Origin of the sequence: Streptomyces sp. ME02-8801-2C (genome assembly GCF_033793965.1) — a bacterium.
Lineage (GTDB): Bacteria > Actinomycetota > Actinomycetes > Streptomycetales > Streptomycetaceae > Streptomyces.
Genome location: NZ_JARAXP010000001.1, coordinates 442849 through 469845 on the forward strand (window position 1 = coordinate 442849; position 26997 = coordinate 469845).

Annotated in this window: 14 protein-coding genes, 1 tRNA gene and 2 rRNA genes (1 of these 17 only partly in view); 13 read left to right on the forward strand and 4 right to left on the reverse strand. The window is 68.9% G+C overall.

Features of this window, described 5'->3' with window-relative positions:
- The 4 genes from PV396_RS02025 to PV396_RS02040 form a co-directional block, all read left to right on the forward strand.
- Positions 1-1502, forward strand: a 23S ribosomal RNA gene (locus tag PV396_RS02025); it begins 1373 nt to the left of the window's first position.
- Positions 1503-1596: 94 nt separating this feature from the next.
- Positions 1597-1713, forward strand: a 5S ribosomal RNA gene (gene rrf, locus PV396_RS02030).
- Between the two features lie 116 nt (positions 1714-1829).
- The gene (locus PV396_RS02035) at positions 1830-2492 is read left to right on the forward strand and encodes a DegT/DnrJ/EryC1/StrS family aminotransferase (protein ID WP_319200620.1); all 663 of its coding nucleotides are present in this window, start codon (positions 1830-1832) and stop codon (positions 2490-2492) included.
- Positions 2493-2575: 83 nt separating this feature from the next.
- A tRNA-Thr gene (locus PV396_RS02040) sits at positions 2576-2651 on the forward strand.
- Positions 2652-2698: 47 nt separating this feature from the next.
- Here PV396_RS02040 and PV396_RS02045 read toward each other — a convergent pair.
- A complete protein-coding gene (locus tag PV396_RS02045) occupies positions 2699-5449 on the reverse strand; it encodes a SpoIIE family protein phosphatase (RefSeq protein WP_319199821.1) in 2751 nt (916 codons plus the stop codon).
- Between the two features lie 316 nt (positions 5450-5765).
- Here PV396_RS02045 and PV396_RS02050 point away from each other — a divergent pair, with 316 nt between their 5' ends.
- From PV396_RS02050 to PV396_RS02090, 9 genes are all read left to right on the forward strand, one after another.
- Positions 5766-11237 (forward strand): HAMP domain-containing protein, encoded by a 5472-nt coding sequence (locus tag PV396_RS02050; protein ID WP_319199822.1) that lies wholly within the window; start codon positions 5766-5768, stop codon positions 11235-11237.
- 306 nt (positions 11238-11543) lie between these two features.
- Entirely contained in the window at positions 11544-12230 is a 687-nt protein-coding gene (locus PV396_RS02055) for a two-component system response regulator (RefSeq protein WP_319199823.1), read from the forward strand.
- A gap of 134 nt (positions 12231-12364) precedes the next feature.
- Positions 12365-15106, forward strand: coding sequence for a DNA translocase FtsK (locus PV396_RS02060; RefSeq protein WP_319199824.1), 2742 nt, complete (start codon positions 12365-12367; stop codon positions 15104-15106).
- Positions 15107-15377: 271 nt separating this feature from the next.
- Positions 15378-16223, forward strand: a complete 846-nt coding sequence (locus PV396_RS02065; RefSeq protein WP_319199825.1) for a helix-turn-helix domain-containing protein — start codon at positions 15378-15380, stop codon at positions 16221-16223.
- 98 nt (positions 16224-16321) lie between these two features.
- Positions 16322-17893, forward strand: a complete 1572-nt coding sequence (rimO, locus tag PV396_RS02070; protein ID WP_319199826.1) for a 30S ribosomal protein S12 methylthiotransferase RimO — start codon at positions 16322-16324, stop codon at positions 17891-17893.
- Entirely contained in the window at positions 17890-18702 is an 813-nt protein-coding gene (gene pgsA, locus PV396_RS02075) for a CDP-diacylglycerol--glycerol-3-phosphate 3-phosphatidyltransferase (RefSeq protein WP_319199827.1), read from the forward strand. The genes rimO and pgsA overlap by 4 nt, the downstream gene beginning before the upstream one ends.
- Positions 18699-19244, forward strand: coding sequence for a CinA family protein (locus PV396_RS02080; RefSeq protein WP_319199828.1), 546 nt, complete (start codon positions 18699-18701; stop codon positions 19242-19244). The genes pgsA and PV396_RS02080 overlap by 4 nt, the downstream gene beginning before the upstream one ends.
- A gap of 109 nt (positions 19245-19353) precedes the next feature.
- Positions 19354-19728, forward strand: coding sequence for a helix-turn-helix domain-containing protein (locus PV396_RS02085; protein ID WP_235474452.1), 375 nt, complete (start codon positions 19354-19356; stop codon positions 19726-19728).
- A 274-nt stretch (positions 19729-20002) separates the two neighbouring features.
- Positions 20003-20302, forward strand: a complete 300-nt coding sequence (locus PV396_RS02090; RefSeq protein WP_319199829.1) for a hypothetical protein — start codon at positions 20003-20005, stop codon at positions 20300-20302.
- Here PV396_RS02090 and PV396_RS02095 read toward each other — a convergent pair.
- From PV396_RS02095 to PV396_RS02105, 3 genes are all read right to left on the reverse strand, one after another.
- The gene (locus PV396_RS02095; RefSeq protein WP_319199830.1) at positions 20250-21014 is read right to left on the reverse strand and encodes an SDR family NAD(P)-dependent oxidoreductase; all 765 of its coding nucleotides are present in this window, start codon (positions 21012-21014) and stop codon (positions 20250-20252) included. The genes PV396_RS02090 and PV396_RS02095 overlap by 53 nt on opposite strands.
- A gap of 99 nt (positions 21015-21113) precedes the next feature.
- Positions 21114-21953 carry an Fpg/Nei family DNA glycosylase gene (locus tag PV396_RS02100; RefSeq protein ID WP_319199831.1) on the reverse strand — a complete coding sequence of 280 codons (840 nt, stop codon included), beginning with the start codon at positions 21951-21953 and terminating at the stop codon, positions 21114-21116.
- Positions 21954-22004: 51 nt separating this feature from the next.
- Positions 22005-26864: a DEAD/DEAH box helicase gene (locus PV396_RS02105; protein WP_319199832.1), complete on the reverse strand. Its 4860-nt coding sequence runs from the start codon at positions 26862-26864 to the stop codon at positions 22005-22007.
- Between the last annotated feature and the right edge of the window lie 133 nt (positions 26865-26997).

Below are 26997 nucleotides of genomic sequence, written 5' to 3' on the forward strand. Positions count from 1 at the left end.
TGCAGTAGGTGAGTGATGGGGTGACGCAGGAAGGTAGTCCATCCCGGGCGGTGGTTGTCCCGGGGTAAGGGTGTAGGACGGTGTGTAGGCAAATCCGCACACCACATAGTCTGAGACCTGATGCCGAGCCGATTGTGGTGAAGTGGATGATCCTATGCTGTCGAGAAAAGCCTCTAGCGAGTTTCATGGCGGCCCGTACCCTAAACCGACTCAGGTGGTCAGGTAGAGAATACCGAGGCGTTCGGGTGAACTATGGTTAAGGAACTCGGCAAAATGCCCCCGTAACTTCGGGAGAAGGGGGGCCACGCTTGGTGAGGAGACTTGCTCTCCGAGCTGGGGGTGGCCGCAGAGACCAGCGAGAAGCGACTGTTTACTAAAAACACAGGTCCGTGCGAAGCCGTAAGGCGATGTATACGGACTGACGCCTGCCCGGTGCTGGAACGTTAAGGGGACCGGTTAGTCACATTTCGGTGTGGCGAAGCTGAGAACTTAAGCGCCAGTAAACGGCGGTGGTAACTATAACCATCCTAAGGTAGCGAAATTCCTTGTCGGGTAAGTTCCGACCTGCACGAATGGCGTAACGACTTCTCGACTGTCTCAACCATAGGCCCGGTGAAATTGCACTACGAGTAAAGATGCTCGTTTCGCGCAGCAGGACGGAAAGACCCCGGGACCTTTACTACAGTTTGATATTGGTGTTCGGTTCGGCTTGTGTAGGATAGCTGGGAGACTGTGAAGCGGGCACGCCAGTGCTTGTGGAGTCGTCGTTGAAATACCAGTCTGGTCGTGCTGGATGTCTAACCTGGGTCCGTGATCCGGATCAGGGACAGTGTCTGATGGGTAGTTTAACTGGGGCGGTTGCCTCCTAAAGAGTAACGGAGGCGCCCAAAGGTTCCCTCAGCCTGGTTGGCAATCAGGTGTTGAGTGTAAGTGCACAAGGGAGCTTGACTGTGAGACCGACGGGTCGAGCAGGGACGAAAGTCGGGACTAGTGATCCGGCGGTGGCTTGTGGAAGCGCCGTCGCTCAACGGATAAAAGGTACCCCGGGGATAACAGGCTGATCTTCCCCAAGAGTCCATATCGACGGGATGGTTTGGCACCTCGATGTCGGCTCGTCGCATCCTGGGGCTGGAGTCGGTCCCAAGGGTTGGGCTGTTCGCCCATTAAAGCGGTACGCGAGCTGGGTTTAGAACGTCGTGAGACAGTTCGGTCCCTATCCGCTGCGCGCGCAGGAACATTGAGAAGGGCTGTCCCTAGTACGAGAGGACCGGGACGGACGAACCTCTGGTGTGCCAGTTGTTCTGCCAAGGGCATGGCTGGTTGGCTACGTTCGGGAGGGATAACCGCTGAAAGCATCTAAGCGGGAAGCCTGCTTCGAGATGAGTGTTCCCACCTCCTTGAGAGGGTAAGGCTCCCAGTAGACGACTGGGTTGATAGGCCAGATCTGGAAGCCCGGTAACGGGTGGAGGTGACTGGTACTAATAGGCCGAGGGCTTGTCCTCAGTTGCTCGCGTCCACTGTGTTGGTTCTGAAACCACGAACAACCCCATTGCCCATGGTCACGGGTGGTGGTGCGGTTGAGTTGTTTCACTGTGTTTCGGTGGTCATAGCGTGAGGGAAACGCCCGGTTACATTCCGAACCCGGAAGCTAAGCCTCACAGCGCCGATGGTACTGCAGGGGGGACCCTGTGGGAGAGTAGGACACCGCCGAACAAATATTGAAAAAGGGTTGGATCCTGAACTTCGGTTCGGGGTCCAACCCTTTTTTATTGTGCGTCACTTGACGTTCACGTCGCGAGCCCAACATCCAGAGCATGGGTACCGCTGAAATGCTCAGGGCCGCCGGAGTCGGAATCGGCGACGAGGTCGTCGTGTCGGCCTTCGGGAACGTGGAAGTCACCGAGGCGGTGATCACGGCCGGTGGGACACCGGTGTTCGCCGACATAGATCCCGTGACGTACTGCCTGGACCCGGCAGCTGTCGAGGCGGCCACAACTGCGCGGACCGCGGCCGTCGTTGTCGTACACCGCTTTGGCCGGCCTGCCGACATGGGGCGGTTGCTCGAGGTCGGGCAGCGGCACGGGCTGTTGGTGTTGCAGCACAGGGAGTCCGAGGCGCCGTACGGCGAGATCGCTCAGCGGCGGCAGCGCGCGGCGTTTCTCGATCTGCGGCTGCGGGGTGTGCGTACGCCCCACGACGGGGACGGGCACACGTATCAGCAGTACGTGGTGCGAGTGCCCGGCAATGGGCGGCCCGATCGGGATGCCTTCGCCCGCGCCTTGCGGGCCAGGGGAGTTGACTGCCGGGTGCCGGTGAAGGCGCCGGTGCATCGCATGCCGGTGTTCAGGTCCTGTGTCTCGCTGCCCGAGACCGAGCTGGCGGTCGACGAGACTCTGGCGTTGCCGGTGGACGCCTCTTTGACCAAACGGGAAATGCAGCGGATCGTGTCGGCGTGCAACTCTCTCGGGGGACTGTTGCAGCCCGCGTTCTGATTGCGCGGGCGTAGTTGGGAGCACGGGCCTGTTCGGGGTATGATCTATTTCGTTGCCGCGAGGGAAACCTCGAAAGGTGACCGGCCCCCCTAGCTCAGTCGGCAGAGCGTCTCCATGGTAAGGAGAAGGTCAACGGTTCGATTCCGTTGGGGGGCTCCACACAGAAGGCCCCGCCCAATCGGGCGGGGCCTTCTGCATGTCTGCAGTCAGTTCTTCTGGAGGCCCGGCACACGCATCGCGAGGATCGCCATGTCGTCGGACGGGGCGTCGGAGGCGAAGCGTTCGACGGCTCGCATGATGCGGGCCGCGACCGCGCCGGCCGTCAGGCCCGTACATGTCGTCAGGACGTCGGTCAGGCCGTCGTCGCCCAGCATGCGGGCGCCCTCGCGGCGTTCGGTGACGCCGTCCGTCACGCAGAGGAGGACGTCGCCGGGGTCGAGGGTGATCGTCTGCTCGTACAGCTCCAGGTCCTCCAGAACGCCCAGGAGCGGCTGGGGTTCGGCTGCCGGTTCCACCGTGCCGTCCTGACGCAGGCGGAGCGGGAGGGGGTGGCCGGCGCAGACGATCTTGAGTACGGCGCTGCCGTCCTCCTGCGGCCACAGTTCGCCGTACAGAAGAGTCAGGAAGCGGCTGCGGGCGCCCTCGTCGAGGATCGCCGAGTTCAGGCGTTCCAGGACCGCCGGGCCGCCGAAGCCCTCCCTGGCGAGCAGGCGGAGGGCGTGGCGGGCCAGGCCTGTCACTGCTGCGGCCTCCGGGCCCGTACCGCAGACGTCGCCGATGGCGAAGCCGTAGGCGCCGTCGCGGATGGGGAAGAGGTCGTAGAAGTCGCCGCCGACCTCGTTGCCCTCGCCGGCCGCGCGGTAGATGACCTCCACCTCCACGCCGTCGATCTCCGGCAACTCCGGGGGCAAGAGGCTGCGTTGGAGCGACTGGCTGATGGCGGTGCGTTCCGAGTAGAGGCGGGCGTTGTCCAGGGCCAGGGCGGCCCGGCGGCTCAAATCCTCGGCCAGTTCAAGGATCTCCTGGCGGAAGTGTTCGTCGGTCGGCTTGCCGAGGGTGAGCATGCCGATCACACGGTTGCGGGCGACCAGGGGGAGGACGACTGTCTCGCCGCCGACTGCCGCCGCCGTGGCGAGGGTCGTACCGATGCCCGAGCTGACCGTGGTGGTGGGCGAGTTGAGGCCCAGGCTGCGCATGGACGTACGCAGGGCTGCCTGGTGGGCGGCTGCCGCGGGGGCCGACCAGACGCGGGCGCCCGGTGTGGGGACCGGGTCCGGCGGGGCGATCTTGGACAGGAGGGCCTTGAGGCCGTCGATGCGGTCCTCGTCCTCGTGCAGGACGTACGAGAGGTAGGGCTCGGAGGCCTGGTCGGCGATCGTGTAGACCGCGCACCAGGTGGCCAGGGTCGGGACCGTCATCTGGGCCATGAGAGCCAGGGTCTGGTCGCGGTCGAGCGTTCCCGCGAGGAGATCGGAGGCCTCCACCAGGAAGCTGAGGGAGCCTCGGCGCAGTCGTTCCAGTTCTCCCAGGCGGGCCGACTCCACCGCCAACGCGATGCGGTCGGCGGCGAACTGGAGACGGAGGGCCTCCTCGTTCGTGTAGCGGCCGGGGGACTCGGCGGCCACGCCCAGGGCGCCGGTGAGGCGGCCCTCCACCTTCAGGGGGACGGTGACGACCGAGCGCATGCCCGTGCCGCTCAGGAGGGGGACGGCACCGGGGACGGCCGAGAGGTCGTCGTGTACGGCCGGCATACGGGCCGAGCCGTAGCGGCCGGGGCCCGCCTCGACCGGGACGCGGGCGAAGCGCTGGCGGGCGGAGGGCAGACCGGTGGAAGCCCGTACCTCCAGCTCTGTTTCGTCGTCGGTGGCGAGGAGGAGGAAGGCGGAGTCCGCGTCGAGCATGTCCCGGGCGCGCTCCACCGTGCGCTGGAGCAGGCCGTCGAGGTCGTCCGGTGCCGGGGAGCCGATGAACACCTCGAAGGGGTCGGTGTTCGGGCCCTCCGAGCTTGACGTCGTGTCGGACGAGCTGCCGCGGAGCGGGGTCTGCAGGACCGCCCGTTCGTGGTCGCGTACGAGGAGGCAGACCGTGGAGGGCTCGCCGTCCGTGTCGCGGACGCGGAGGTGGGAGGCGTACACCGGGATGACGCGGCCGTTGGCGCCCCTTATGCCGTAGCTGCCTTCCCAGCGGGAGAGCTGGAGGGCGTCGGCGATGCCGGTGCTGGTGCCGGGGGTGTGCGGCCACGCTGCGAGATCGGTGAGGGGTTTGCCGATGACGGACTCGGGCGCGTACCCGAAGAGTTCCTCGGCGTCCTCGTTCCACGCCGCGATGGATCCGGCGCGGTCGATCTGGATGACCGCGACCCTGACCCGGCCGTCGGCCAGCGGGAGGAGAGCGGCCGGCAGGGAGGGGCCGGCGGAGCGGGTGCCCACCGCGCGTTCGGGAAGGTCGAGTTGGAACCAGACCTGTTTCTGTGTGGGCGTGTACTCGACGCCCCAGCGTCCGGCCAGCGCCGCGCACAGCTGGAGGCCGCGGCCTCCCTCCCGGTCGGGGCTGCCCATGTTGACGGGCGAACCCTGGAGGGGGATCTCCCGCTCCGGGTAGCGGTCGGCCACCTCGACGCGTACGCCGTCGTCACTGCGTAGACACAGGACGTCCGCGGAGGTGCCCGCGTGGATCACGGCGTTGGTGACCAGTTCGCTCGTGAGGACCACGGCGTCGTCGACGATGTCGGCGAAGCCCCAGCCCTGCAGGGTGTCGCGGACGAAGGAGCGGGCGGTCGCGACCGATCGCCCCACGGGGTCGAAGCTGGCTGCCGCGCGCGCGGTGATCACAGAACTCCTCGTCCGGTTGTCGGCATGCGGCGTGCCGGGGCTGTTCCGCTCCTGCTTGGGCAGAGGCGGGTTCCCCGTCGCCCGGGGATCCTGGGGGGATTCCCCGGGACGCAGTCCGGTGGTCATGGTGCGGTGCCCCTCCGATGCCTGCCCGCTCGTGGTCGTGCCACCGCCCAGACCGGACGGACCGGTGTGGCTGGACAGCCGTATGCAAGGTTACTTACCTTCGCGGTCCCTGAGGATGCAGGTCTGCAGTGTTTACGTCCCGAGAGTGTGCGGACGGTGTGCGAAGGTGCCGAACTGTTATGGCCGGGTTCGGACGGGGTGAAACACTGGGCAGGCTCCAGGAGAAGGTCTGAGCACGGCTGGCAGTATCCGGGTACGCCCGGGTGATGGCAGAGCACACAGAGCAGAAACGGTCGACCCCTTCGGGAGGGACACAGTGGAGTCTGGCGCAGCGACGCGGGGCACAAAGGCGCGCGCGAAAGGCGGACAGTACCCCAGTAATCGGCGTAAACCACGCAATGGGACGATCGAGGTGGACACGGCCTCCCTGGATCGGTTGCTGTCGGCGCTGGAGTCGATGCGTGACGGGAACTTCCGGAAACGGCTCACGGTGTCCGGCGACGGCGTCATGTCGGAGATCGCGGCGGTCTTCAACGAGGTGGCCGACCGCAATCTCCATGTGACGGGTGAACTGTCGCGCGTACGGCGCATGGTGGGGCGCGAGGGGAAGTTGACGGAGCGGCTGGAGGTGGGGGTCAGCGAGGGCTCGTGGGCCGCCGCGATCGAGGCCTCGAACGCGCTCGTGGACGATCTCGTACGTCCGGTCTCCGAGGTCGGGCGGGTGCTGAGCGCCGTCGCGGAGGGGGACCTCTCCCCTCGTATGGAGCTGCGGGCGCATGTCGCGGACGGCAACGGGCATCCGCTGCGCGGGGAGTTCCTCAAGGTCGGGCGCACGGTCAACAATCTTGTCGACCAGCTGTCGACGTTCACCGACGAGGTCACGCGTGTGGCCAGTGAGGTCGGTACGGAGGGCAAGTTGGGCGGTCAGGCCCAGGTGCGCGGGATGTCCGGTTCGTGGCGGGATCTCACGGACTCCGTCAACACGATGGCGTACCGGCTGACGGCGCAGGTGCGGGACATCGCGCTGGTGACGACCGCGGTCGCCAAGGGTGATCTGTCGCGCAAGGTCACGGTTCACGTGGCCGGCGAGATGCTGGAGCTGAAGAACACCGTCAACACGATGGTGGACCAGCTGTCGTCCTTCTCCTCCGAGGTGACGCGAGTCGCGCGCGAGGTGGGTACGGAGGGCGAGCTCGGCGGGCAGGCGCAGGTGCCCGGCGTGGACGGGGTGTGGAAGGACCTCACCGATTCGGTGAACCTCATGGCCGGCAACCTGACGGCCCAGGTGCGCGGGATCGCGCAGGTAACGACCGCGGTCGCCAACGGTGATCTGTCGCAGAAGGTGACCGTTTCGGCACGCGGTGAGATGGCGCAGCTCGCCGAGACGATCAATCAGATGACCGAGACGCTGCGCACGTTCGCGGACGAGGTGACCCGGGTCGCCAATGAGGTCGGTGGCGAGGGGCGGCTCGGCGGTCAGGCGAATGTGCCGGGTGCGGCGGGAACGTGGAAGGACCTCACCGATTCGGTGAACACGGTTTTCCGCAACATCACCACCCAGGTGCGGGACATCGCGTCGGTGACGACGGCCGTGGCCAGTGGTGACCTGTCGCAGAAGGTCACCGTCGATGTGGCCGGCGAGATGCTGGAGATGAAGAACACCGTCAACACGATGGTGGACCAGTTGTCCTCCTTCGGTGACGAAGTCACGCGGGTGGCGCGGGAGATCGGTGTCGAGGGTGAGCTGGGCGGCCAGGCTCAGGTGCCCGGGGCGGCCGGTACCTGGAAGGATCTGACGGACTCCGTCAACACCGCGTTCCGCAACCTCACCGGTCAGGTGCGCAACATCGCGCAGGTGACGACGGCGGTGGCCAACGGCGATCTGTCGCAGAAGGTCACCGTGGACGTCTCCGGCGAGATGCTCGAGCTGAAGAACACCGTCAACACGATGGTGGATCAGCTGTCGACCTTCGCCGACCAGGTGACGCGTATGGCGCGTGACGTGGGTACGGAGGGCCGGCTCGGCGGTCAGGCGCGGGTGGACGGCGTCAGCGGCACCTGGAAGGACCTCACCGACTCCGTCAACTTCATGGCGGGCAACCTGACGTCCCAGGTGCGGCAGATCGCGCAGGTGACGACGGCGGTGGCGCGGGGTGACCTGTCGCAGAAGATCGAGGTCGACGCGCGCGGCGAGATCCTCGAACTGAAGAACACCATCAACACCATGGTCGATCAGCTCAGTGCCTTCGCCGAGCAGGTGACCCGGGTGGCCCGTGATGTGGGTACGGAGGGTCGGCTCGGCGGCCAGGCGCAGGTGCCCGGTGTCGCCGGTGTGTGGCGTGACCTGACCGACTCCGTGAACGGCATGGCGGGCAACCTCACCTCCCAGGTGCGCAACATCGCGCAGGTCGCGACGGCGGTGGCCCGGGGTGATCTGTCGCAGAAGATCGGTGTGGACGCGCGTGGCGAGATCCTGGAGCTGAAGAACACCCTCAACACGATGGTGGACCAGCTGTCGAACTTCGCCGAGCAGGTCACGCGGGTGGCGCGTGAGGTGGGTACGGAGGGCATCCTCGGCGGTCAGGCCGAGGTGCAGGGTGTCTCCGGCACCTGGAAGGACCTCACGCAGTCCGTGAACTTCATGGCGAACAACCTGACCATCCAGGTGCGCAACATCGCCGAGGTGACGACCGCGGTCGCCAAGGGCGATCTGTCGAAGAAGATCACTGTTGACGCGAAGGGCGAGATCCTCGAACTCGTCACGACGGTCAACACGATGGTCGATCAGCTGTCGTCGTTCGCCGAGCAGGTGACCCGGGTGGCCCGCGAGGTGGGTACGGAGGGCATCCTCGGTGGTCAGGCCCATGCGTCGGGCGTGACGGGCATCTGGAAGGACCTCACCGACAACGTCAACCTGATGGCGAACAACCTGACCGTGCAGGTGCGGAACATCTCCCAGGTGGCGGCGGCCGTCGCCAACGGCGATCTGACGCGGACGGTGACGATCGAGGCGCGTGGTGAGGTCGCGCAGCTCGCCGACACCTTCAACACCATGGTGAAGACGCTGAGTTCGTTCGCCGACCAGGTCACCAAGGTGGCCCGTGAGGTGGGTACGGACGGCATCCTGGGCGGGCAGGCGCGGGTGCCGGGTGTGGCCGGCACCTGGAAGGACCTGACCGAGTCGGTGAACGGGATGGCGTCCAACCTGACCGGCCAGGTGCGCAACATCGCCATGGTGACGACGGCCATCGCCAAGGGTGACCTGACGAAGAAGATCGACATTGACGCTCGGGGCGAGATCCTCGAGCTCAAGACGACGATCAACACGATGGTTGACCAGCTGTCGTCCTTCGCCGAGGAGGTCACCCGGGTCGCCCGGGAGGTGGGTACGGAGGGCCAGCTCGGCGGCCAGGCACGCGTGCGTGACGTCGACGGCACCTGGCGCGACCTCACCGAGTCGGTGAACGAGATGGCCGGGAACCTGACCCGGCAGGTGCGTGCCATCGCGCGCGTGGCGACGGCGGTGACCCGCGGTGACCTCAACCTGAAGATCGACGTGGACGCCGCCGGCGAGATCCAGGAGCTGCAGGACTACATCAACAAGATGATCGCCAACCTGCGAGACACCACGATCGCCAACAAGGAACAGGACTGGCTCAAGGGCAACCTGGCCCGTATCTCGGCCCTGATGCAGGGCCGCCGGGATCTGGACGACGTGGCTTCGCTGATCATGAGCGAGCTGACGCCGGTCGTGACCGCCCAGCACGGCGCGTTCTTCCTGGCGATGCAGACGGTAGACGGCAAGGAGGCGGGCAGCGCTCCGGAGAACGCGTACGAACTGCGCATGCTCGGGTCGTACGGCTACTCCATGGGCTCCATGCCGACCTCGTTCAGGCCCGGTGAGGCGCTGGTCGGGACGGCCGCCCAGGAGAAGCGCACGATCCTGGTGGAGAACGCGCCAAGCGGTTATCTGAAGATCTCCTCGGGGCTCGGCGAGGCGCCGCCCGCGCAGGTGATCGTGCTGCCGCTGCTGTTCGAGGGCAAGGTGCTCGGGGTCATCGAACTGGCGTCGTTCACGCCGTTCACACAGATCCAGAAGGACTTCCTGAACCAGATCGCCGAGATGATCGCGACCAGCGTCAACACGATCTCCGTCAACACCAAGACGGAGGTGCTGCTGAAGCAGTCGCAGGAGCTGACCGAGCAGCTCAGGGAGCGTTCGGCCGAGCTGGAGAACCGGCAGAAGGCGCTTCAGTCGTCCAACGCGGAGCTGGAGGAGAAGGCCGAACTGCTGGCCCAGCAGAACCGCGACATCGAGGTCAAGAACACGGAGATCGAGGAGGCGCGGCAGGTCCTGGAGGAGCGCGCCGAGCAACTCGCCGTGTCGATGCGCTACAAGAGCGAGTTCCTCGCCAACATGTCGCACGAACTGCGTACGCCGCTCAACTCGCTGCTGATCCTGGCCAAGCTGCTCGCCGACAACGCGGACACCAACCTCACCCCGAAGCAGGTGGAGTTCGCCGAGACGATCCACGGGGCGGGCTCGGACCTGCTCCAGCTGATCAACGACATCCTCGACCTGTCGAAGGTCGAGGCGGGCAAGATGGACGTCTCGCCGACGCGTATCGCCCTTGTCCAGCTCGTGGACTACGTGGAGGCCACCTTCCGGCCGCTGACCGCGGAGAAGCGCCTCGACTTCTCCGTGCGGGTCTCGCCGGATCTGCCCGCCACGCTGCACACCGACGAGCAGCGGTTGCTCCAGGTGCTGCGCAACCTGCTGTCCAACGCGGTGAAGTTCACCGACTCGGGAGCGGTGGAGCTGGTGATCCGGCCGGCCGGCGCGGAGGTTCCGGTGGCCATCCGGGAGCAGTTGCTCGAGGCGGGCTCGCTGCGGGACGCGGACGCGGACCTGATCGCGTTCTCGGTGACCGACACCGGTATCGGTATCGCCGCGAGCAAGATGCGGGTGATCTTCGAGGCGTTCAAGCAGGCGGACGGCACGACCAGCCGCAAGTACGGCGGTACGGGCCTGGGGTTGTCCATCTCGCGGGAGATCGCGCGGCTGCTCGGCGGTGAGATCCACGCGCAGAGCGAGCCGGGCCGGGGCTCGACGTTCACGCTCTATTTGCCGCTGCACCCGAGTGAACTGCCCCCGCAGGGCTATGCGCAGCTGGCGCCTTCCCTGGAGGTCGGCGAGTTGTTGGCCTCCGACGCGGAGCGTGCCGGGGCGGACCTCGGGACGCCGGCCGAGGTGAAGTCGTACCAGGAGGCGCAGAACGGGCCCGCCGCGCTCTTCAGGCGGCGCCGCAGGGCGGTGTCGGTGGCTGATCTGAACGCATCCTCCCGGGCGAACGGCCATTGGGCGGGCGGCGAGCAGGAGGTGGCGCAGCAGCCGCGCCCGGGGATCAGGTTCGAAGGCGAGAAGGTGCTGATCGTCGACGACGACATCCGTAACGTGTTCGCGCTGACGAGTGTTCTCGAGCAGCACGGGCTGTCGGTGCTGTACGCCGAGAACGGCCGGGAAGGCATCGAAGTCCTGGAACAGCACGACGATGTGACGGTCGTACTGATGGACATCATGATGCCCGAGATGGACGGCTACGCGACGACCACGGCGATCCGCAGGATGCCGCAGTTCGCCGGGCTGCCGATCATCGCGCTGACCGCCAAGGCGATGAAGGGCGACCGGGAGAAGGCGATCGAGTCGGGAGCCTCCGACTATGTGACCAAGCCGGTCGATCCCGACCACCTGCTGTCGGTGATGGAGCAGTGGATGCGGGCGGAGTGACGTTTGAGCTGGGTGTTTCCGTCGCGCGGACGGGAACCCCGGTGTTCACACGGAGTTGCTGACTCAGTGTGGCCGAAGCCGTGTAGAAGTACGGGATTCGGGGAACCTTCTGGTCTCCCGCTACGTTTCTGCTACGTGCACAGTGACATCGCGGTGACAGGGTGTGGCGACAGGCAGGGTGCGGCTACCATGACCGGCACGAGGACGGACGGCGCAAGGGAGCCGTCCGCTGGGGCGGTACCCGGTGGTGCCGCCTCAAGTCCTGAGGACAGGGGAGGCCCCAAGCCGGGGCGAGGAGGGCGGGCCATGGTGCAGAAGGCCAAGATCCTCCTGGTCGATGACCGGCCGGAGAATCTGCTGGCGCTGGAGGCCATCCTCTCTGCGTTGGATCAGACACTGGTGCGGGCATCGTCCGGGGAGGAAGCGCTCAAGGCGCTTCTGACGGACGACTTCGCGGTCATTCTGCTGGACGTGCAGATGCCGGGCATGGACGGTTTCGAGACGGCCGCGCACATCAAGCGGAGGGAGCGGACCCGGGACATCCCGATCATCTTCCTCACCGCGATCAACCACGGTCCGCACCACACCTTCCGGGGGTACGCGGCGGGTGCGGTGGACTACATCTCCAAGCCGTTCGACCCGTGGGTGCTGCGGGCGAAGGTCTCGGTGTTCGTCGAGCTGTATATGAAGAACTGCCAACTCCGGGAGCAGGCAGCCCTGTTGCGGCTTCAGCTGGAGGGCGGTGGCGGCAAGACGGCGGTCGGCGCGTCCAAGGAGCCGGCGGGTCTGCTCGCCGAACTGTCCGCGCGGCTCGCGGCCGTCGAGGAACAGGCCGAGGCGCTGTCCAAGCAGCTCGACGACGAGTCGGCGGACGCGGCGGCGGTGGCCACGGCGGCCCATCTCGAACGCAAACTGACCGGTCTGCGCCGGGCACTGGACGCGCTCGAACCAGGCACGGGCAGTGGGGCGCCCGCGCTCCCGTCGCAGAACTGACCCAGAACTCACCCCGACATCGAACGTAGTTGCGCGTGAGCGCGCGTCAGTTTCGTGCTCACGCAACGCGACACGAACGGGTGAAGCAGTAGGCGCACGTGTCCGCTGTCGTCTCCACCGGTAACCTCACACCCATGGCCTCACGTCCTTCCGCAGCCAAGAAGCCGCCCGCGAAGAAGGCGGCCGCGAAGAAGGCGGCCGCGCCCGCGAAGGCTCCGGCGAAGAAGGCCGCGGCGAAAAAAGCCCCCGCGAAGAAGGCGCCCGCCAAGAAGGCCGCGGCGAAGAAGGTCGCGCCCCCTCCGGCCCCCAGTCCCACCGGCGGTATCTACCGCCTCGTACGCGCGCTGTGGCTGGGCATCGCGCACGGCGTCGGTGCCGTGTTCCGGGGCATAGGACAAGGTGCGAAGAACCTCGACCCGGCCCATCGGAAGGACGGCGTGGCACTGCTGTTGCTCGCCCTCGCGCTGATCGTCGCCGCGGGTACCTGGTCCAGCCTGCGCGGGCCCGTCGGTGACCTCGTCGAGATGCTGGTCACCGGCGCGTTCGGACGCCTCGACCTGCTCGTGCCCATACTGCTGGCGGTCATCGCCGTACGGTTCATCAGGCACCCCGAACAGCCGGATGCCAACGGCCGGATCGTGATCGGTCTGTCCGCGCTCGTCATCGGTGTGCTCGGGCAGGTCCACATCGCGTGCGGCGCCCCCGCCCGCAGCGACGGCATGCAGGCCATAAGGGACGCCGGCGGGCTCATCGGCTGGGGAGCGGCGACCCCGCTGACGTACACCATGGGCGAGGTTCTCGCGGTACCGCTGCTGGTGCTGCTCACCGTGTTCGGGCTGCTCGTCGTCACCGCGACGCCCGTCAACGCGATTCCGCAGCGGTTGCGGCAGCTCGGGATCCGGCTCGGGATCCTTCGCGACCCGGAGGAGGACGCTCTTTCCGAGGACGACGAGCGGTACGACGACCAGTGGCGCGAGTCGCTTCCCGCGGGCCCGCGCAGACGCGGGTCCGCCCCCGAGGCGTATGACCCGGACGAGGCCGAGCAGGAGGCGCTCTCCAAGCGCCGGCGCCGCCCCAGGCGCTCCGCTGTGCGGCAGCCCGACCCCGGGCGGCCCATGGACGCCGTGGACGTCGCCGCGGCCGCCGCTGCCGCCCTCGACGGGGCCGTCCTGCACGGAATGCCACCGTCGCCGATCGTCGCCGACCTCACCCAGGGGGTGACCTCGGCCGGAGATCGCGAGGAGACGGCCCGGACGCCCACTCCCGTTCCGGCGGCGCGGCCCAAGCAGGAAAAGCTCAAGGCGGAGCCGGCCAAGGCCGCCGTGCAGGACCTCACGAAGGCGCCGCCGGAGGTGATGCGCGACCTGCCGCCGCGTGCCGAGCAACTGCAGCTCTCCGGGGACATCACCTACTCGCTGCCGTCCCTCGATCTGTTGGAGCGCGGCGGACCGGGCAAGACCCGCAGCGCGGCGAACGACGCCGTGGTGGCCTCCCTCTCGAACGTCTTCATGGAGTTCAAGGTCGACGCCGCGGTCACCGGCTTCACCCGTGGCCCGACGGTCACGCGGTACGAGGTCGAACTGGGCCCCGCGGTGAAGGTCGAGCGCATCACCGCCCTCACCAAGAACATCGCGTACGCCGTCGCCAGCCCCGACGTCCGGATCATCAGCCCGATCCCCGGCAAGTCGGCGGTCGGCATCGAGATCCCCAACACCGACCGCGAGATGGTCAACCTGGGGGACGTGCTCAGGCTGGCCGACGCCGCCGAGGACGACCACCCGATGCTGGTCGCGCTCGGCAAGGACGTCGAGGGCGGTTACGTGATGTCCAACCTCGCAAAAATGCCCCATATGCTCGTCGCAGGTGCGACCGGTTCGGGTAAATCATCCTGTATCAACTGTCTGATCACCTCGGTCATGGTCCGGGCGACTCCCGAGGATGTCCGCATGGTCCTCGTCGACCCCAAGCGCGTCGAGCTGACCGCGTACGAGGGCATCCCGCACCTGATCACGCCGATCATCACCAACCCGAAGCGGGCCGCGGAGGCACTCCAGTGGGTCGTACGGGAAATGGATCTGCGGTACGACGATCTGGCCGCGTTCGGATTCCGGCACATCGACGACTTCAACGAGGCCATCAGGAACGGCAAGGTCAAGCTGCCCGAGGGCAGTGAGCGCGAGCTGCAGCCGTACCCCTATCTGCTGGTGATCGTCGACGAGTTGGCCGACCTGATGATGGTGGCCCCCAGGGACGTCGAGGACGCCATCGTCCGTATCACGCAGCTCGCGCGCGCGGCCGGCATCCACCTCGTCCTCGCCACGCAGCGGCCGTCCGTCGACGTGGTGACCGGGTTGATCAAGGCGAACGTGCCGTCGAGGCTCGCCTTCGCCACCTCCTCCCTGGCCGACTCGCGGGTCATCCTCGACCAGCCCGGCGCCGAGAAGCTGATCGGCAAGGGCGACGGACTGTACCTGCCGATGGGCGCCAACAAGCCCACCCGTATGCAGGGGGCGTTCGTCACCGAGGACGAGGTCGCCGCGATCGTCCAGCACTGCAAGGACCAGATGGCACCGGTCTTCCGGGACGACGTCACCGTGGGCACCAAGCAGAAGAAGGAGATCGACGAGGAGATCGGCGACGACCTCGAACTGCTCTGTGCGGCGGCCGAACTGGTCGTCAGCAGTCAGTTCGGGTCCACGTCGATGCTCCAGCGCAAGCTGCGGGTCGGGTTCGCCAAGGCGGGGCGGCTGATGGACCTCATGGAGACGCGGGGGATCGTCGGGCCGAGCGAGGGGTCCAAGGCTCGTGACGTTCTTGTGAAGGCTGACGGTCTGGACGAGATGCTCGCGGTGATTCGTGGGGAGACTGAGGCGTAGGGAGCCGTCCGGCGTGTCGGCGTCTGTGTGTGCGGCAACCGGGTGGTCGAAAGTGACTCACTCGTAAGGGATCATTGAGCAACCGTTTCCCTTCCTCGTACGTCAAGTTGAGGGAGGCAACAGATCCTTGCCTCTCCAATGACCTCACCATCAGCGTGTCCTGGCCATTCTGATGGCGTACAAAGTCCCTCCGCCCGGTTGCCCGACCCTTCCCGAACCCCCCTAAACTGAACCTCCAGCACAGGTGGCTAAACGCTCGAAAGGCGCCCCCGTGTCCATCGGCAACTCTCCACAAGACGAGCGTCCGTTCGAAGAAGACCGTGACGATCGCGAGGAAGCAGCCCGCCCTTCGATCGGTCGCGCCCTCCAGCAGGCGCGTATCGCGGCCGGGCTGACCGTCGACGACGTCAGTTCCGCCACCCGGGTCCGCATCGCCATCGTGCACGCGATCGAGCAGGACGACTTCGCCCCCTGCGGCGGAGACGTCTACGCGCGCGGGCACATCCGGACCCTCGCCCGTGCCGTCCACCTCGACCCCGAGCCGCTGCTCGCGCAGTTCGCCGACGCCCACGGCGGGCGTCCGGCACCGACTCCGGCCGCGCCCCTGTTCGAGGCGGAACGCATCCGCCCCGAGCGACGCGGACCGAACTGGACCGCGGCGATGGTCGCCGCGATCGTCGCGGTGATCGGCTTCGCCGGTTTCACGCTGGTCAAGGGCGACGACGGGGACGCGAACGCGCGGGCGCAGGTCGCCTCGCCCACGCCCAGCGGCCCGGCCTCGCCCACGCCCAAGAAGGACAAGCCCGCCGACCCGAAGCCGGAACCGTCGGACAGCGCGATCGCGGCGGCGCCGCGCGACAAGGTGACCGTCCAGGTGAGCGCCGCGGACGGACGAAGCTGGATCTCCGCCAAGGACCACAACGGCCGACTGCTCTTCGACGGCCTGCTCAAGCAGGGCCAGTCCCAGACCTTCCAGGACAACGAGGAGATCAACCTCGTCCTGGGTGACGCGGGCGCCATCCAGCTGTACGTGAACGGCAAGAAGATCGAGGACGAGTTCAAGCCGGGGGCCGTCGAACGGCTCACCTACACGAAGGGCGACCCCGAGGTCGGCTGAGCGGTACCGCACTCGCGGGGTTGACACAAACGGGGCTGGCCGGCAACGGCCAGCCCCGTCGACGTGGGGTGTCAGTGGGACGAAGTAGTCTTGAGCCCATGCCTGAACGCCGTACCGTCGCACTCGTCACCCTTGGCTGCGCCCGTAACGAGGTGGACTCGGAGGAGCTCGCAGGCCGCTTGGAGGCGGACGGCTGGCAACTCGTGGAGGACGCCGAGGAAGCGGACGTAGCCGTCGTCAACACCTGTGGCTTCGTCGAGGCCGCCAAGAAGGACTCCGTCGACGCCCTCCTGGAGGCCAACGACCTCAAGGGGCACGGCAGAACCCAGGCCGTCGTGGCGGTGGGCTGCATGGCCGAGCGGTACGGCAAGGAACTCGCCGAGGCCCTGCCCGAGGCCGACGGCGTGCTCGGCTTCGACGACTACGCCGACATCTCCGACCGCCTCCGGACCATCCTCAACGGCGGCATCCACGCCTCGCACACCCCGCGCGACCGGCGCAAGCTGTTGCCGATCAGCCCGGCAGAGCGGCAGGGTGCCGGTGCCGGGGTCGCTCTTCCGGGGCACGGTACGGCCACGGAGGCTGACGCCGGTTCGGTCGCCGGGCCGGTGGAACCGGTCGAGGCGCCCGCCGATCTGCCCGAGGGCGTCGCCCCGGTCTCCGGTCCCCGTGCGCCGCTGCGCCGTCGGCTCGACGGCGCGCCCGTTGCCTCGGTGAAGCTCGCCTCCGGCTGCGACCGGCGGTGCACCTTCTGCGCCATCCCGTCCTTCCGCGGCTCCTTCATCTCGCGCCGCCCGAGCGACGTGCTGAACGAGACCAGGTGGCTCGCCGAGCAGGGCGTCAAGGAGGTCATGCTGGTCTCCGAGAACAACACCTCGTACGGCAAGGACCTGGGCGACATCCGGCTGCTGGAGTCGCTGCTGCCCGAGCTCGCGGACGTCGACGGCATCGAGCGCGTGCGCGTGAGCTACCTCCAGCCCGCCGAGATGCGCCCGGGACTCATCGACGTACTGACGTCGACCCCGAAGGTCGCCCCCTACTTCGACCTCTCCTTCCAGCACTCCGCGCCCGACGTGCTGCGCGCGATGCGGCGCTTCGGTGACACCGACCGCTTCCTGGAACTGCTCGACACCATTCGGAGCAAGGCGCCGCAGGCCGGTGTGCGGTCCAACTTCATCGTGGGCTTCCCCGGCGAGTCCGAGGCCGACCTGGCGGAGCTGGAGCGGTTCCTGAGCAACGCGCGCCTGGACGCCATCGGTGTCTTCGGGTACTCCGACGAGGACGGCACGGAAGCGGCGACGTACGAGAACAAGCTGGACGAGGACGTCGTCGCCGCCCGGCTCGCCCGGGTCTCGCGGCTGGCCGAGGAACTGGTCTCGCAGCGAGCGGAGGAGCGGGTCGGCGAGACGGTGCAGGTGCTGGTCGAGTCGGTGGGCGGCGAGGAGGGCGCGTATGGCCGCGCGGCGCACCAGGCTCCCGAGACGGACGGGCAGGTGCTGTTCACCAACCTCGCCGAGTTCGAGGGCTTCACGAGCGGCGAGGAGCTGACTGTCGGCCGTATGGTCGAGGCCAAGGTCGTCGGTACGGAAGGTGTCGACCTGGTGGCTGAGCTGCTTCCCGGCTCGCTCGGCTCGCACGCGTGTTCGGCGTCAGAGGAGGCGGCCAGATGACCGGAGTCCCGGCATCCGCAGCGGGCGGCCCCTCCAGTGCGCGGAACGCCAAGAGCGTGCCGGGTGCGGTGGGTGTGCCGGGCACGGTGGGGGCCGCCGGCTCTCCGGTCGCTCCCGGGGCTGCCGGCTCCGCTGTGGGGTCCGGCGACTCCCGGGTCTCCGGTGATCAGGGGGGCACGAAGGCGGTGCGCGGCGGGAAGCTGGGGGCCGCGGCCGTCAATCAGGCCAGCCTCTGGAACATCGCGAACATTCTGACGATGATCCGTCTGCTGCTGGTGCCGGGTTTCGTGGCCCTGATGCTGACGGACGGCGGATACGACCCGGCGTGGCGCTCGCTCGCCTGGGCGGCCTTCGCCATCGCCATGATCACCGACATCTTCGACGGCCACCTCGCACGTACGTACGACCTCGTCACAGACTTCGGGAAGATCGCCGACCCCATCGCCGACAAGGCGATCATGGGGGCGGCGCTGATCTGTCTCTCCGCGCTCGGCGATCTGCCGTGGTGGGTGACCGGTGTGATCCTCGGGCGTGAACTCGGGATCACCCTGCTGCGCTTCGTGGTGATCCGCTATGGCGTGATCCCCGCGAGCCGCGGCGGCAAGCTCAAGACGCTCACGCAGGGCGTCGCGGTCGGGATGTACGTGCTGGCGCTGACAGGTCCGCTGGCGACTCTGAGGTTCTGGGTGATGGCCGCGGCGGTCGTACTGACCGTCGTGACCGGCCTCGACTATGTAAGACAGGCCATTGTGCTGCGCAGCCAGGGAATCGCCGAGCGCGAGGCCGCGTCGGCGGAGGCGGAACGGTGAGTTCCACGGCCGCCGACGTGGTGAGACTACTGACGGTGAGAGGCGAGACGCTCGCTGTCGCGGAATCCCTCACGGGCGGACTGGTTGCGGCGGAGATCACATCGGTGCCCGGAGCCTCGAAGGTGTTCCGGGGTGCGGTGACGGCCTACGCAACCGACTTGAAGCACCAGGTGCTCGGTGTCGACGCCGCTCTGCTGGCCGGTAGAGGAGCGGTGGATCCGCAGGTCGCGGCCCAGATGGCGGCCGGCGCGCGCAGGGTTCTCGGTGCTGACTGGGGCGTCGCGACCACCGGCGTCGCCGGCCCGGATCCGCAGGACGGGCAGCCCGTCGGGACGGTTTTCGTCGCCGTGGCCGGCCCCTTCGCGGCGGAAGCCGGGGCCGAATCTGGCGGAAAAGTGGCGTCGCTGCGGTTGAACGGCTCCCGGGCGGAAATTCGTATGGAGAGTGTACGGAGCGTACTCGCACTCCTCCTGGAGGAGATCGCGGGCGAACAGACCGGGAACGAGCGGGCACAGGATACGGAACAGAACGGGGGGACCTGATGTTTGCAGCCCTGAGTGAACACGACATCGCTCCCCGCACGGCCGCGGCGCAAGGCGGTACGGTGGGGCGTGAAGGATGCGGCTACGCGGTCCGAGGAGGGAGCCACCGATGATTCTGCTCCGTCGCCTGCTGGGTGACGTGCTGCGTCGGCAGCGCCAGCGCCAGGGCCGTACTCTGCGCGAAGTCTCCTCGTCCGCCCGAGTCTCACTCGGCTATCTCTCCGAGGTGGAGCGGGGGCAGAAGGAGGCATCCTCCGAACTGCTGTCCGCTATCTGCGACGCGCTGGACGTACGGATGTCCGAGCTCATGCGGGAAGTGAGCGACGAGCTCGCCCTCGCGGAGCTGGCCCAGTCTGCTGCGGCCAACGAGCCTGTACCCACGCCGGTGCGTCCCATGCTGGGTTCCGTATCGGTGGCCGGTGTGCCACCGGAACGGGTGACCATCAAGGCGCCCGCCGAGGCGGTGGATGTCGTCGCCGCCTGAGGGTGCACGAGTAGCGAGTGTGTGAGAGCCCCGGCCGGGGCCTCTCCGGGGAAACCCGGAGGGGCGCGGTCGGGGCTCTCGCGTTGTGCGCACTCTCCGGGGCGCTTTCCGGGTCCGTTTGCCGGTGGGTCCCGGGGCGGTCATGGTGGGGAGGAGTCGGCCGCGTCCGGGTACACCGGGCCGCCGGCTCAGAGAAGGCGGTGCGCCTCTGTGCCGGTGATGCGCCCTGGTTGCGGGTGAGCGTGGCGTTCTAGCGTGGTGCTGGAGGTGAGCCATGGCGGTGCGGACAGTGCGCTGGGGGGTGCTGCTGGGGCTCGGAGCCGTGTGGTGGTGGGCCGTTCTGCGGCTCGCGCTGGCCCCCGGCGCGGGGGTGCTGGAGGGGGCGGTCGCGGCCGGGGGGTGGGGGCTGAGCCTGCTGCCGGTGCACTGTGCGCCGAAGGGGCGGGCGGTGAGGGCCTCGGGGGTCGTGGGCGTGGTGGGGCCGGGGACGGTCGGCGGGGGCGTTCGAGTGGGTGCCGGAGCTACCAGGGCATCGCCACGCCGCCGTTCGGGCGGAGGATCTGGCCCGTTGTGAAGGCCGACGCGTCGGACGCCAGATGCAGCACAGTGTGGGCGACCTCCTCCGGTTCGCCGACCCTGCCCAGCGGAGCCATCCGGGCCATCAGTGCCTCGGTGTGCGCCTGTGCCTCGTCGTCGTGGCGGTCGGTCATGGGCGTACGGATCCAGCCCGGCGCGACGGCGTTCACGCGGATGCCGTGGCGCCCGATCTCGGCGGCCAGCGTCCTCGTCAACTGCACGACCGCTGCCTTCGCCACGCCGTAGCAGAGCAGGCCGGGGCTCCCCGTGTCGACGGCGCCCGAGGCCATGGTGATGATGCTGCCCCTCGTGTTCCCGGAGATCATCAGACGGGCCGCCTCCTGACAGGCGTACAGGACGCCCTTGAAGTTGACGCCCAGGATGCGGTCGAGGTCCTCGTCGCGGGTCTCCAGCACGGGGCTGCTGTGCATGATCCCGGCCACCGCCGCCATGACGTCCAGCCGCTCGCACGCGGCCACGGCCTGCCGGACCTGGGCCCGGTCGCTGACATCCAGGTGGTGGGTACGGGCCGTGCCGCCCATGCCCTTGATCAGCGTCGCCGTCTCGTGCAGTCCCTGCGCGTCCCGGTCTGCGCAGTGCACTGTGGCGCCGGCTTCGGCGAGCAGCACGGCGGATGCGCGTCCGATGCCGCTGGCGGCCCCGGTGACGAATGCGGTGCGTCCGGTGAGGTCGTACGCCTGTACGGGCATGGTGGGACGGTACGAGTATTTCTGACGGGTCGTCAATTGTCGTGCGGGGTTCGGTTCTGGGCACTCCGGGCGAGGTCGTGATCGGGTGCAGGTGCGCTGTCAGTTGTACGGGGGTGAACTCCGGCGAGCTCTGGTGGCGCCGGGGGCGGGGGCCGGGCCCAGTTGGCAGGTCGGGCACCAGTAGGTGGGGCGTTCGCGGGAGCCGTCGCCCTGGTCGGCGACGCGGATCGGCGTGCCGCAGCGCAGACAGGGACGGGGGGCGCGGCCGTACACGAACAGGTCCTGGCCACGGTGTCCTGTCGTGCTGCGGATCGGACGGTCCCGGTTGGCTTCGAGGAGTTTCTTCGCCAGCGCGGGCAGCATCGCGGCGCGGTCGGCGGGCAGACCGCCGATGGGGAGCCATGGTGTGGCACCCAGGATGAAGCACAGCTCGCTCTTGTAGACGTTGCCGATGCCGGCGAGATTGCGTTGGTCGAGCAGCGCTTCGCCGAGGGAGCGGGCGGGGTCCGAGACGAGGTTGGCGAGAGCCTGGTCGGGATCCCAGTCCGGGCCCAGGAGGTCGGGGCCGAGGTGGCCGACGGCCCGTTGCTCGTCGGTGGTGCGGAGCAGTTCGAGTACGGGGAGGCGGTAGCCGACGGCGGTGCGGTCCGTGGTGGCGAGGATGGCGCGGATCTGGTGCGACGGGCCGCCGCTCCAGCGGCGGCCGTTCTCGTACACCTTCCAGGAACCGTCCATCCGTAGATGGGAGTGGAGGGTCAGGCCGCCCTCGATGCGGGTGAGAAGGTGCTTGCCGCGCGGGGTGACCTCGAGGACGGTGCGGCCGGTGAGATCGGCCGTGGCGTACCTGGGCACCCGGAGGTCGGAACGGGTCAGCGTTTTGCCGGCGAGCGCGTTGTGCAGTCGCCTCGCGGCTTGCCAGACCGTGTCACCTTCGGGCATGGGTCCAGGGTGGCATGTCGTGGGGCACGGCGGGGTGGGGCGGGGACTCGCTCAGGCGCGCAGGCGCAGTCCGCGAGGGGTCGCGATGAAGCCCGCTCCTTCCAGGAGGGCCCCGATGGGCGAGGTCAGGGCCGAGGCACCGTTGACGCGCTCCACCGTGACCGTGCCGAGGGAACCCGCGCGGGCCGCTGCGGAGAGGGCCTCCGCCGCCGCGCGCAGCCGGGGGTCCTCGATGGGTCTGCCGTCCGGTTCGGAGGGCCAGGCCAGCAGGGTTTTGCCGCCTCGTTCCATGTACAGCGTCAGCTCTCCGTCCACGAGTACCACCAGCGATCCGGCCTTGCGGCCCGGCTTGTGGCCGGCGCCGGTCGGGGGTTCCGGCCAGGGGAGCGCGGCACCGTACGCGTTCGCCGGATCGGCTGCTGCGAGGACGACGGCACGGGCGGCGTCGGAGGAGGGAGCTCCGGACCCGGTGTTTCCGGGGAAACCCTGGGCCGAGGCGTGCCTGGTCTGTGCGGCGGGGGTGTGGGGGAACGCGGAACTGAAATCGAGGTCGAAGTCCTCTGCGAAACCGTGGTCAGCGGGAAACGCGACGCCGTGGGCATCGGCCGGGGCGGTGCCAGTTCCAGTGCCGGGGGCCGGGGCGGGCCGGGAGTCGCCGCGATCACGCGCGTTCGCTGTCGCCCGGAGGCGGTCCACGGCACCGTCCATGGCGAACTGGGCGGCGCCGAGGCCCTCCACCACGTAACCGCGCCGGGCCTGACCGCTGTCCTCGAAGGCGGAGAGGACGCGGTACACGGCTGAGAAGCCGCCCTCGACGCCCTCCGCGGAAACGGCACCTCTGGTCACCACCCCGTGGCGGTCGAGCAGGGTGCGGGCCAGGGCGTGGGCGCGGACGGTGGGGTCGGGCTCATGCCCGGGGAGCAGGGACCAGCGGCCGGCGACGGTCGGGGGGCCGCCGCGAGAGGCGGGGCGGGCGGCAGCCGTCAGCGAGCCGTACCGGCCGCGCGGCACGGCGCGTTTGGCCCGGTGCGCCGTCGAGCCCGCTGTGCGGCCGGAGCCGAGGAGTGAGCGCATCGGGGTGAGTGTGTCGTTCGTGAGCCGGCCCGACCACGCCAGGTCCCAGACGGCGTCGGCCAGTTGGGGATCCGTGGCGTCCGGGTGCGCGGTGGCGCGGACCTGGTCGGCGATCTGGCGGAAGAAGAGCCCGTACCCCCCGCCGAGGGCGTCGAGGACGGACTGGTGGAGCGCGGTGGGCTCCAGGGGGTGGGGCGGTGGCAGGAGCAGCGGGGCCGCCTCTGCCAGGTACAGGGACACCCAGCCGTCCTTTCCGGGGAGGGCGCCTGCCCCGGCCCAGACGATCTCCCCGGCTGCCGTGAGCTCGTCGAGCATCGCGGGGGCGTAGTTCGACACCCGGGACGGCAGGACCAGCTTCTCCAGGGCGGACGCGGGCACGGAGGCGCCCTGCAACTGCTCGACGGCGCGCACCAGTCCGTCGATGCCGCGCAGCCCGTGACCCTTGCCGATGTGCTGCCACTGCGGCAGGAACTGCGCGAGCGCCGCGGGCGGCACCGGTTCCAGCTCGTGCCGCAGGGCAGCCAGGGAACGGCGCCGAAGACGGCGCAGCACCGCCGCGTCGCACCACTCCTGGCCGATGCCCGCCGGATGGAACTCCCCCTGTACGACGCGACCGTTCGCCGCCAGACGTTGAAGCGCGCCCTCGGTGACCGCCACGCCCAGGCCGAAACGGGCTGCCGCCGTGGCAGAGGTGAACGGGCCGTGAGTGCGGGCGTGGCGGGCGAGGAGGTCGCCGAGGGGGTCCTTGACCGGCTCGGTGAAGGCCTCCGGGACACCGACCGGCAGGGCTGTGCCGAGCGCGTCGCGCAGGCGTCCCGCGTCCTCGATCGCCGCCCAGTGGTCGACGCCGCCGATGCGGACCCGGATCGCGCGGCGGGCGTCCGCCAGTTCCCGGGCCCACTGTGGATCGGCGCCGCGCGCGGCCAGTTCGACGTCGGTGAGCGGGCCGAGCAGACGCAGCAGGTCCGCGACGCTCTCGGTGTCCTTCGCGCGTCGGTCCTCGGTGAGCCACTGGAGTTCTCGCTCCAGTTCGGTCAGTACATCGGCGTCGAGCAGTTCGCGCAGCTCCGCCTGGCCGAGCAGTTCGGCCAGCAGCCGCGAGTCCAGCGACAGGGCGGCGGCGCGCCGCTCGGCCAGCGGTGAGTCGCCCTCGTACAGGAACTGTGCGACGTACCCGAAGAGGAGGGAGCGGGCGAAGGGAGAGGGCTCCGGGGTGGCGACCTCCACCAGGCGCACCTTGCGGGACTCGATGTCGCCCATCAGCTCCACGAGCCCGGGCACGTCGAAGACGTCCTGAAGGCACTCGCGGACCGCTTCGAGGACGATGGGGAAGGAACCGAACTCGCTTGCCACCTGAAGCAGTTGGGAGGCCCTCTGGCGCTGCTGCCAGAGCGGGGTGCGCTTGCCGGGATTGCGGCGCGGCAGGAGCAGGGCCCGGGCGGCGCACTCGCGGAAACGGGCCGCGAACAGGGCCGAGCCGCCCACCTGGTCGGTGACGATCTGGTTGACGTCGCCCTTGTCGAAAGCGACGTCCGCCGCGCCCACGGGGGCCTGCTCGGCGTCGTACTCCGTGCTCAGGGGGGCGCCCGCCCTCATCGGCTCCTGGTCGAGGAGGTCCAGGCTCATCAGGTCGGCGTCCGGCAGACGCAGCACGATTCCGTCGTCGGCGTGCATGACCTGGGCGTCCATACCGTACCGCTCGGAGAGACGGGCGCCGAGGGCGAGCGCCCACGGGGCGTGGACCTGGGCGCCGAAGGGGGAGTGGACGACGACCCGCCAGTCCCCGAGTTCGTCCCGGAACTGTTCCACGACGATGGTCCGGTCGTCCGGGATGTGGCCGCAGGCCTCACGCTGTTCGGCCAGGTAGGAGAGCACGTTGCCGGCCGCGTAGGTGTCGAGCCCGGCGGCGAGGAGCCTGAGGCGGGCGTCGTCCTCGGGCAGGGAACCGACCTCGCGCAGGAACGCGCCCACCGCGCGGCCCAGTTCGAGCGGGCGCCCCAGCTGGTCGCCCTTCCAGAAGGGGAGGCGGCCGGGAACACCGGGAGCCGGGGACACCAGGACGCGGTCGCGCGTGATGTCCTCGATACGCCAGGAGCTCGTACCGAGTGTGAAGACGTCCCCCACGCGGGACTCGTACACCATCTCCTCGTCCAGCTCGCCGACCCGGCCGCCACCCTTCTTCGGGTCGGAGCCGGCGAGGAAGACACCGAAGAGCCCGCGGTCGGGAATCGTGCCCCCGGAGGTCACGGCGAGCCGCTGCGCGCCGGGGCGGCCGGTGACGGTACCGGCGACGCGGTCCCACACCACACGCGGGCGCAACTCCGCGAACGCGTCGGACGGATAGCGCCCCGCGAGCATGTCCAGGACCGCCGTGAACGCCGACTCCGGGAGGGAGGCGAAGGGCGCCGCTCGGCGGACAGTGGCCAGCAGATCGTCGACCTGCCACGTGTCCAGCGCCACCATCGCGACGAGCTGCTGGGCAAGGACGTCCAAGGGGTTGGCGGGGACCCGCAGGGACTCGATGGAACCGGTGCGCATGCGTTCGGTGACCACGGCCGCCTGGACGAGGTCGCCCCGGTACTTGGGGAAGACGACGCCCGTCGAGACCGCGCCCACCTGGTGTCCGGCGCGGCCCACGCGCTGCAGACCGGAGGCCACGGACGGGGGCGACTCGACCTGGACGACCAGATCCACGGCGCCCATGTCGATGCCCAGTTCGAGGCTGGAGGTGGCCACCACGGCAGGCAGCCGGCCCGCCTTGAGGTCCTCCTCGACGAGTGCGCGCTGCTCCTTGGAGACCGAGCCGTGGTGGGCCCGGGCGATGACCGGAGGGGCGCCCTGGGCCGCGCCCGAGCCGCCCATCAGCTCGGCGGGAGCGTGGTGCTCGGCGAGGGGCTCACCGGTGGCCCGCTCGTAGGCGATCTCGTTGAGCCGGTTGCACAGGCGCTCCGCCAGGCGGCGCGAGTTGGCGAACACGATCGTCGAGCGGTGCGCCTGGACGAGATCGGCGATCCGCTCCTCGACATGCGGCCAGATGGACGACCGTTCGGCCCCGTCGTTCGCGTCGGCCACCGGGGAGCCGCCCAGCTCGCCCAGATCCTCGACCGGGACGACGACCGAGAGGTCGAACTCCTTGTCGGACGTGGGCTGGACGATCTCCACCTTGCGACGGGGGGACAGATACCGCGCGATCTCGTCGACCGGGCGGACGGTGGCGGAGAGCCCGATGCGCCGGGCGGGTTTGGGCAGCAGTTCGTCCAACCGCTCCAGGGAGAGTGCGAGATGCGCGCCGCGCTTGGTGCCCGCGACCGCGTGCACCTCGTCCAGGATCACCGTCTCCACGCCCGTCAACGCGTCGCGCGTGGCCGACGTCAGCATCAGGAACAGCGACTCCGGGGTGGTGATCAGGATGTCCGGTGGGCGGGTGGCCAGGGCGCGGCGCTCGGCCGGCGGGGTGTCGCCGGAGCGGATGCCCACCTTGACCTCGGGTTCGGGCAGGCCCAGACGTACGGATTCCTGGCGGATACCCGTGAGGGGGCTGCGCAGGTTGCGTTCCACATCGACCGCGAGGGCCTTGAGCGGTGACACGTAGAGCACGCGGCAGCGTTTGTGGGGGTCGGCGGGCGGGGGTGTCGAGGTGAGCTGGTCGAGTGCGGCGAGGAACGCCGCCAGGGTCTTGCCGGAGCCGGTCGGGGCGACCACCAGCACGTCCGAGCCCTCACCGATGGCCCGCCACGCCCCGGCCTGGGCGGCGGTGGGCGCGGAGAAGGCCCCCGTGAACCAGCCACTGGTCGCGGGGGAGAAGCCATCGAGGGCTCGGTGTGCGGAGCTGACCATGCGTCCATCCTGCACCCCACCACTGACAATCGCGCTGACCTGCGCGTTTGCCTCCGACGGTGGGGCGGTGCCGTGAGGCGGCGGGGCCATGGACGAGCCGGGGGTGTCCGTCCTCGGCCGAAGCGGAAGCGGA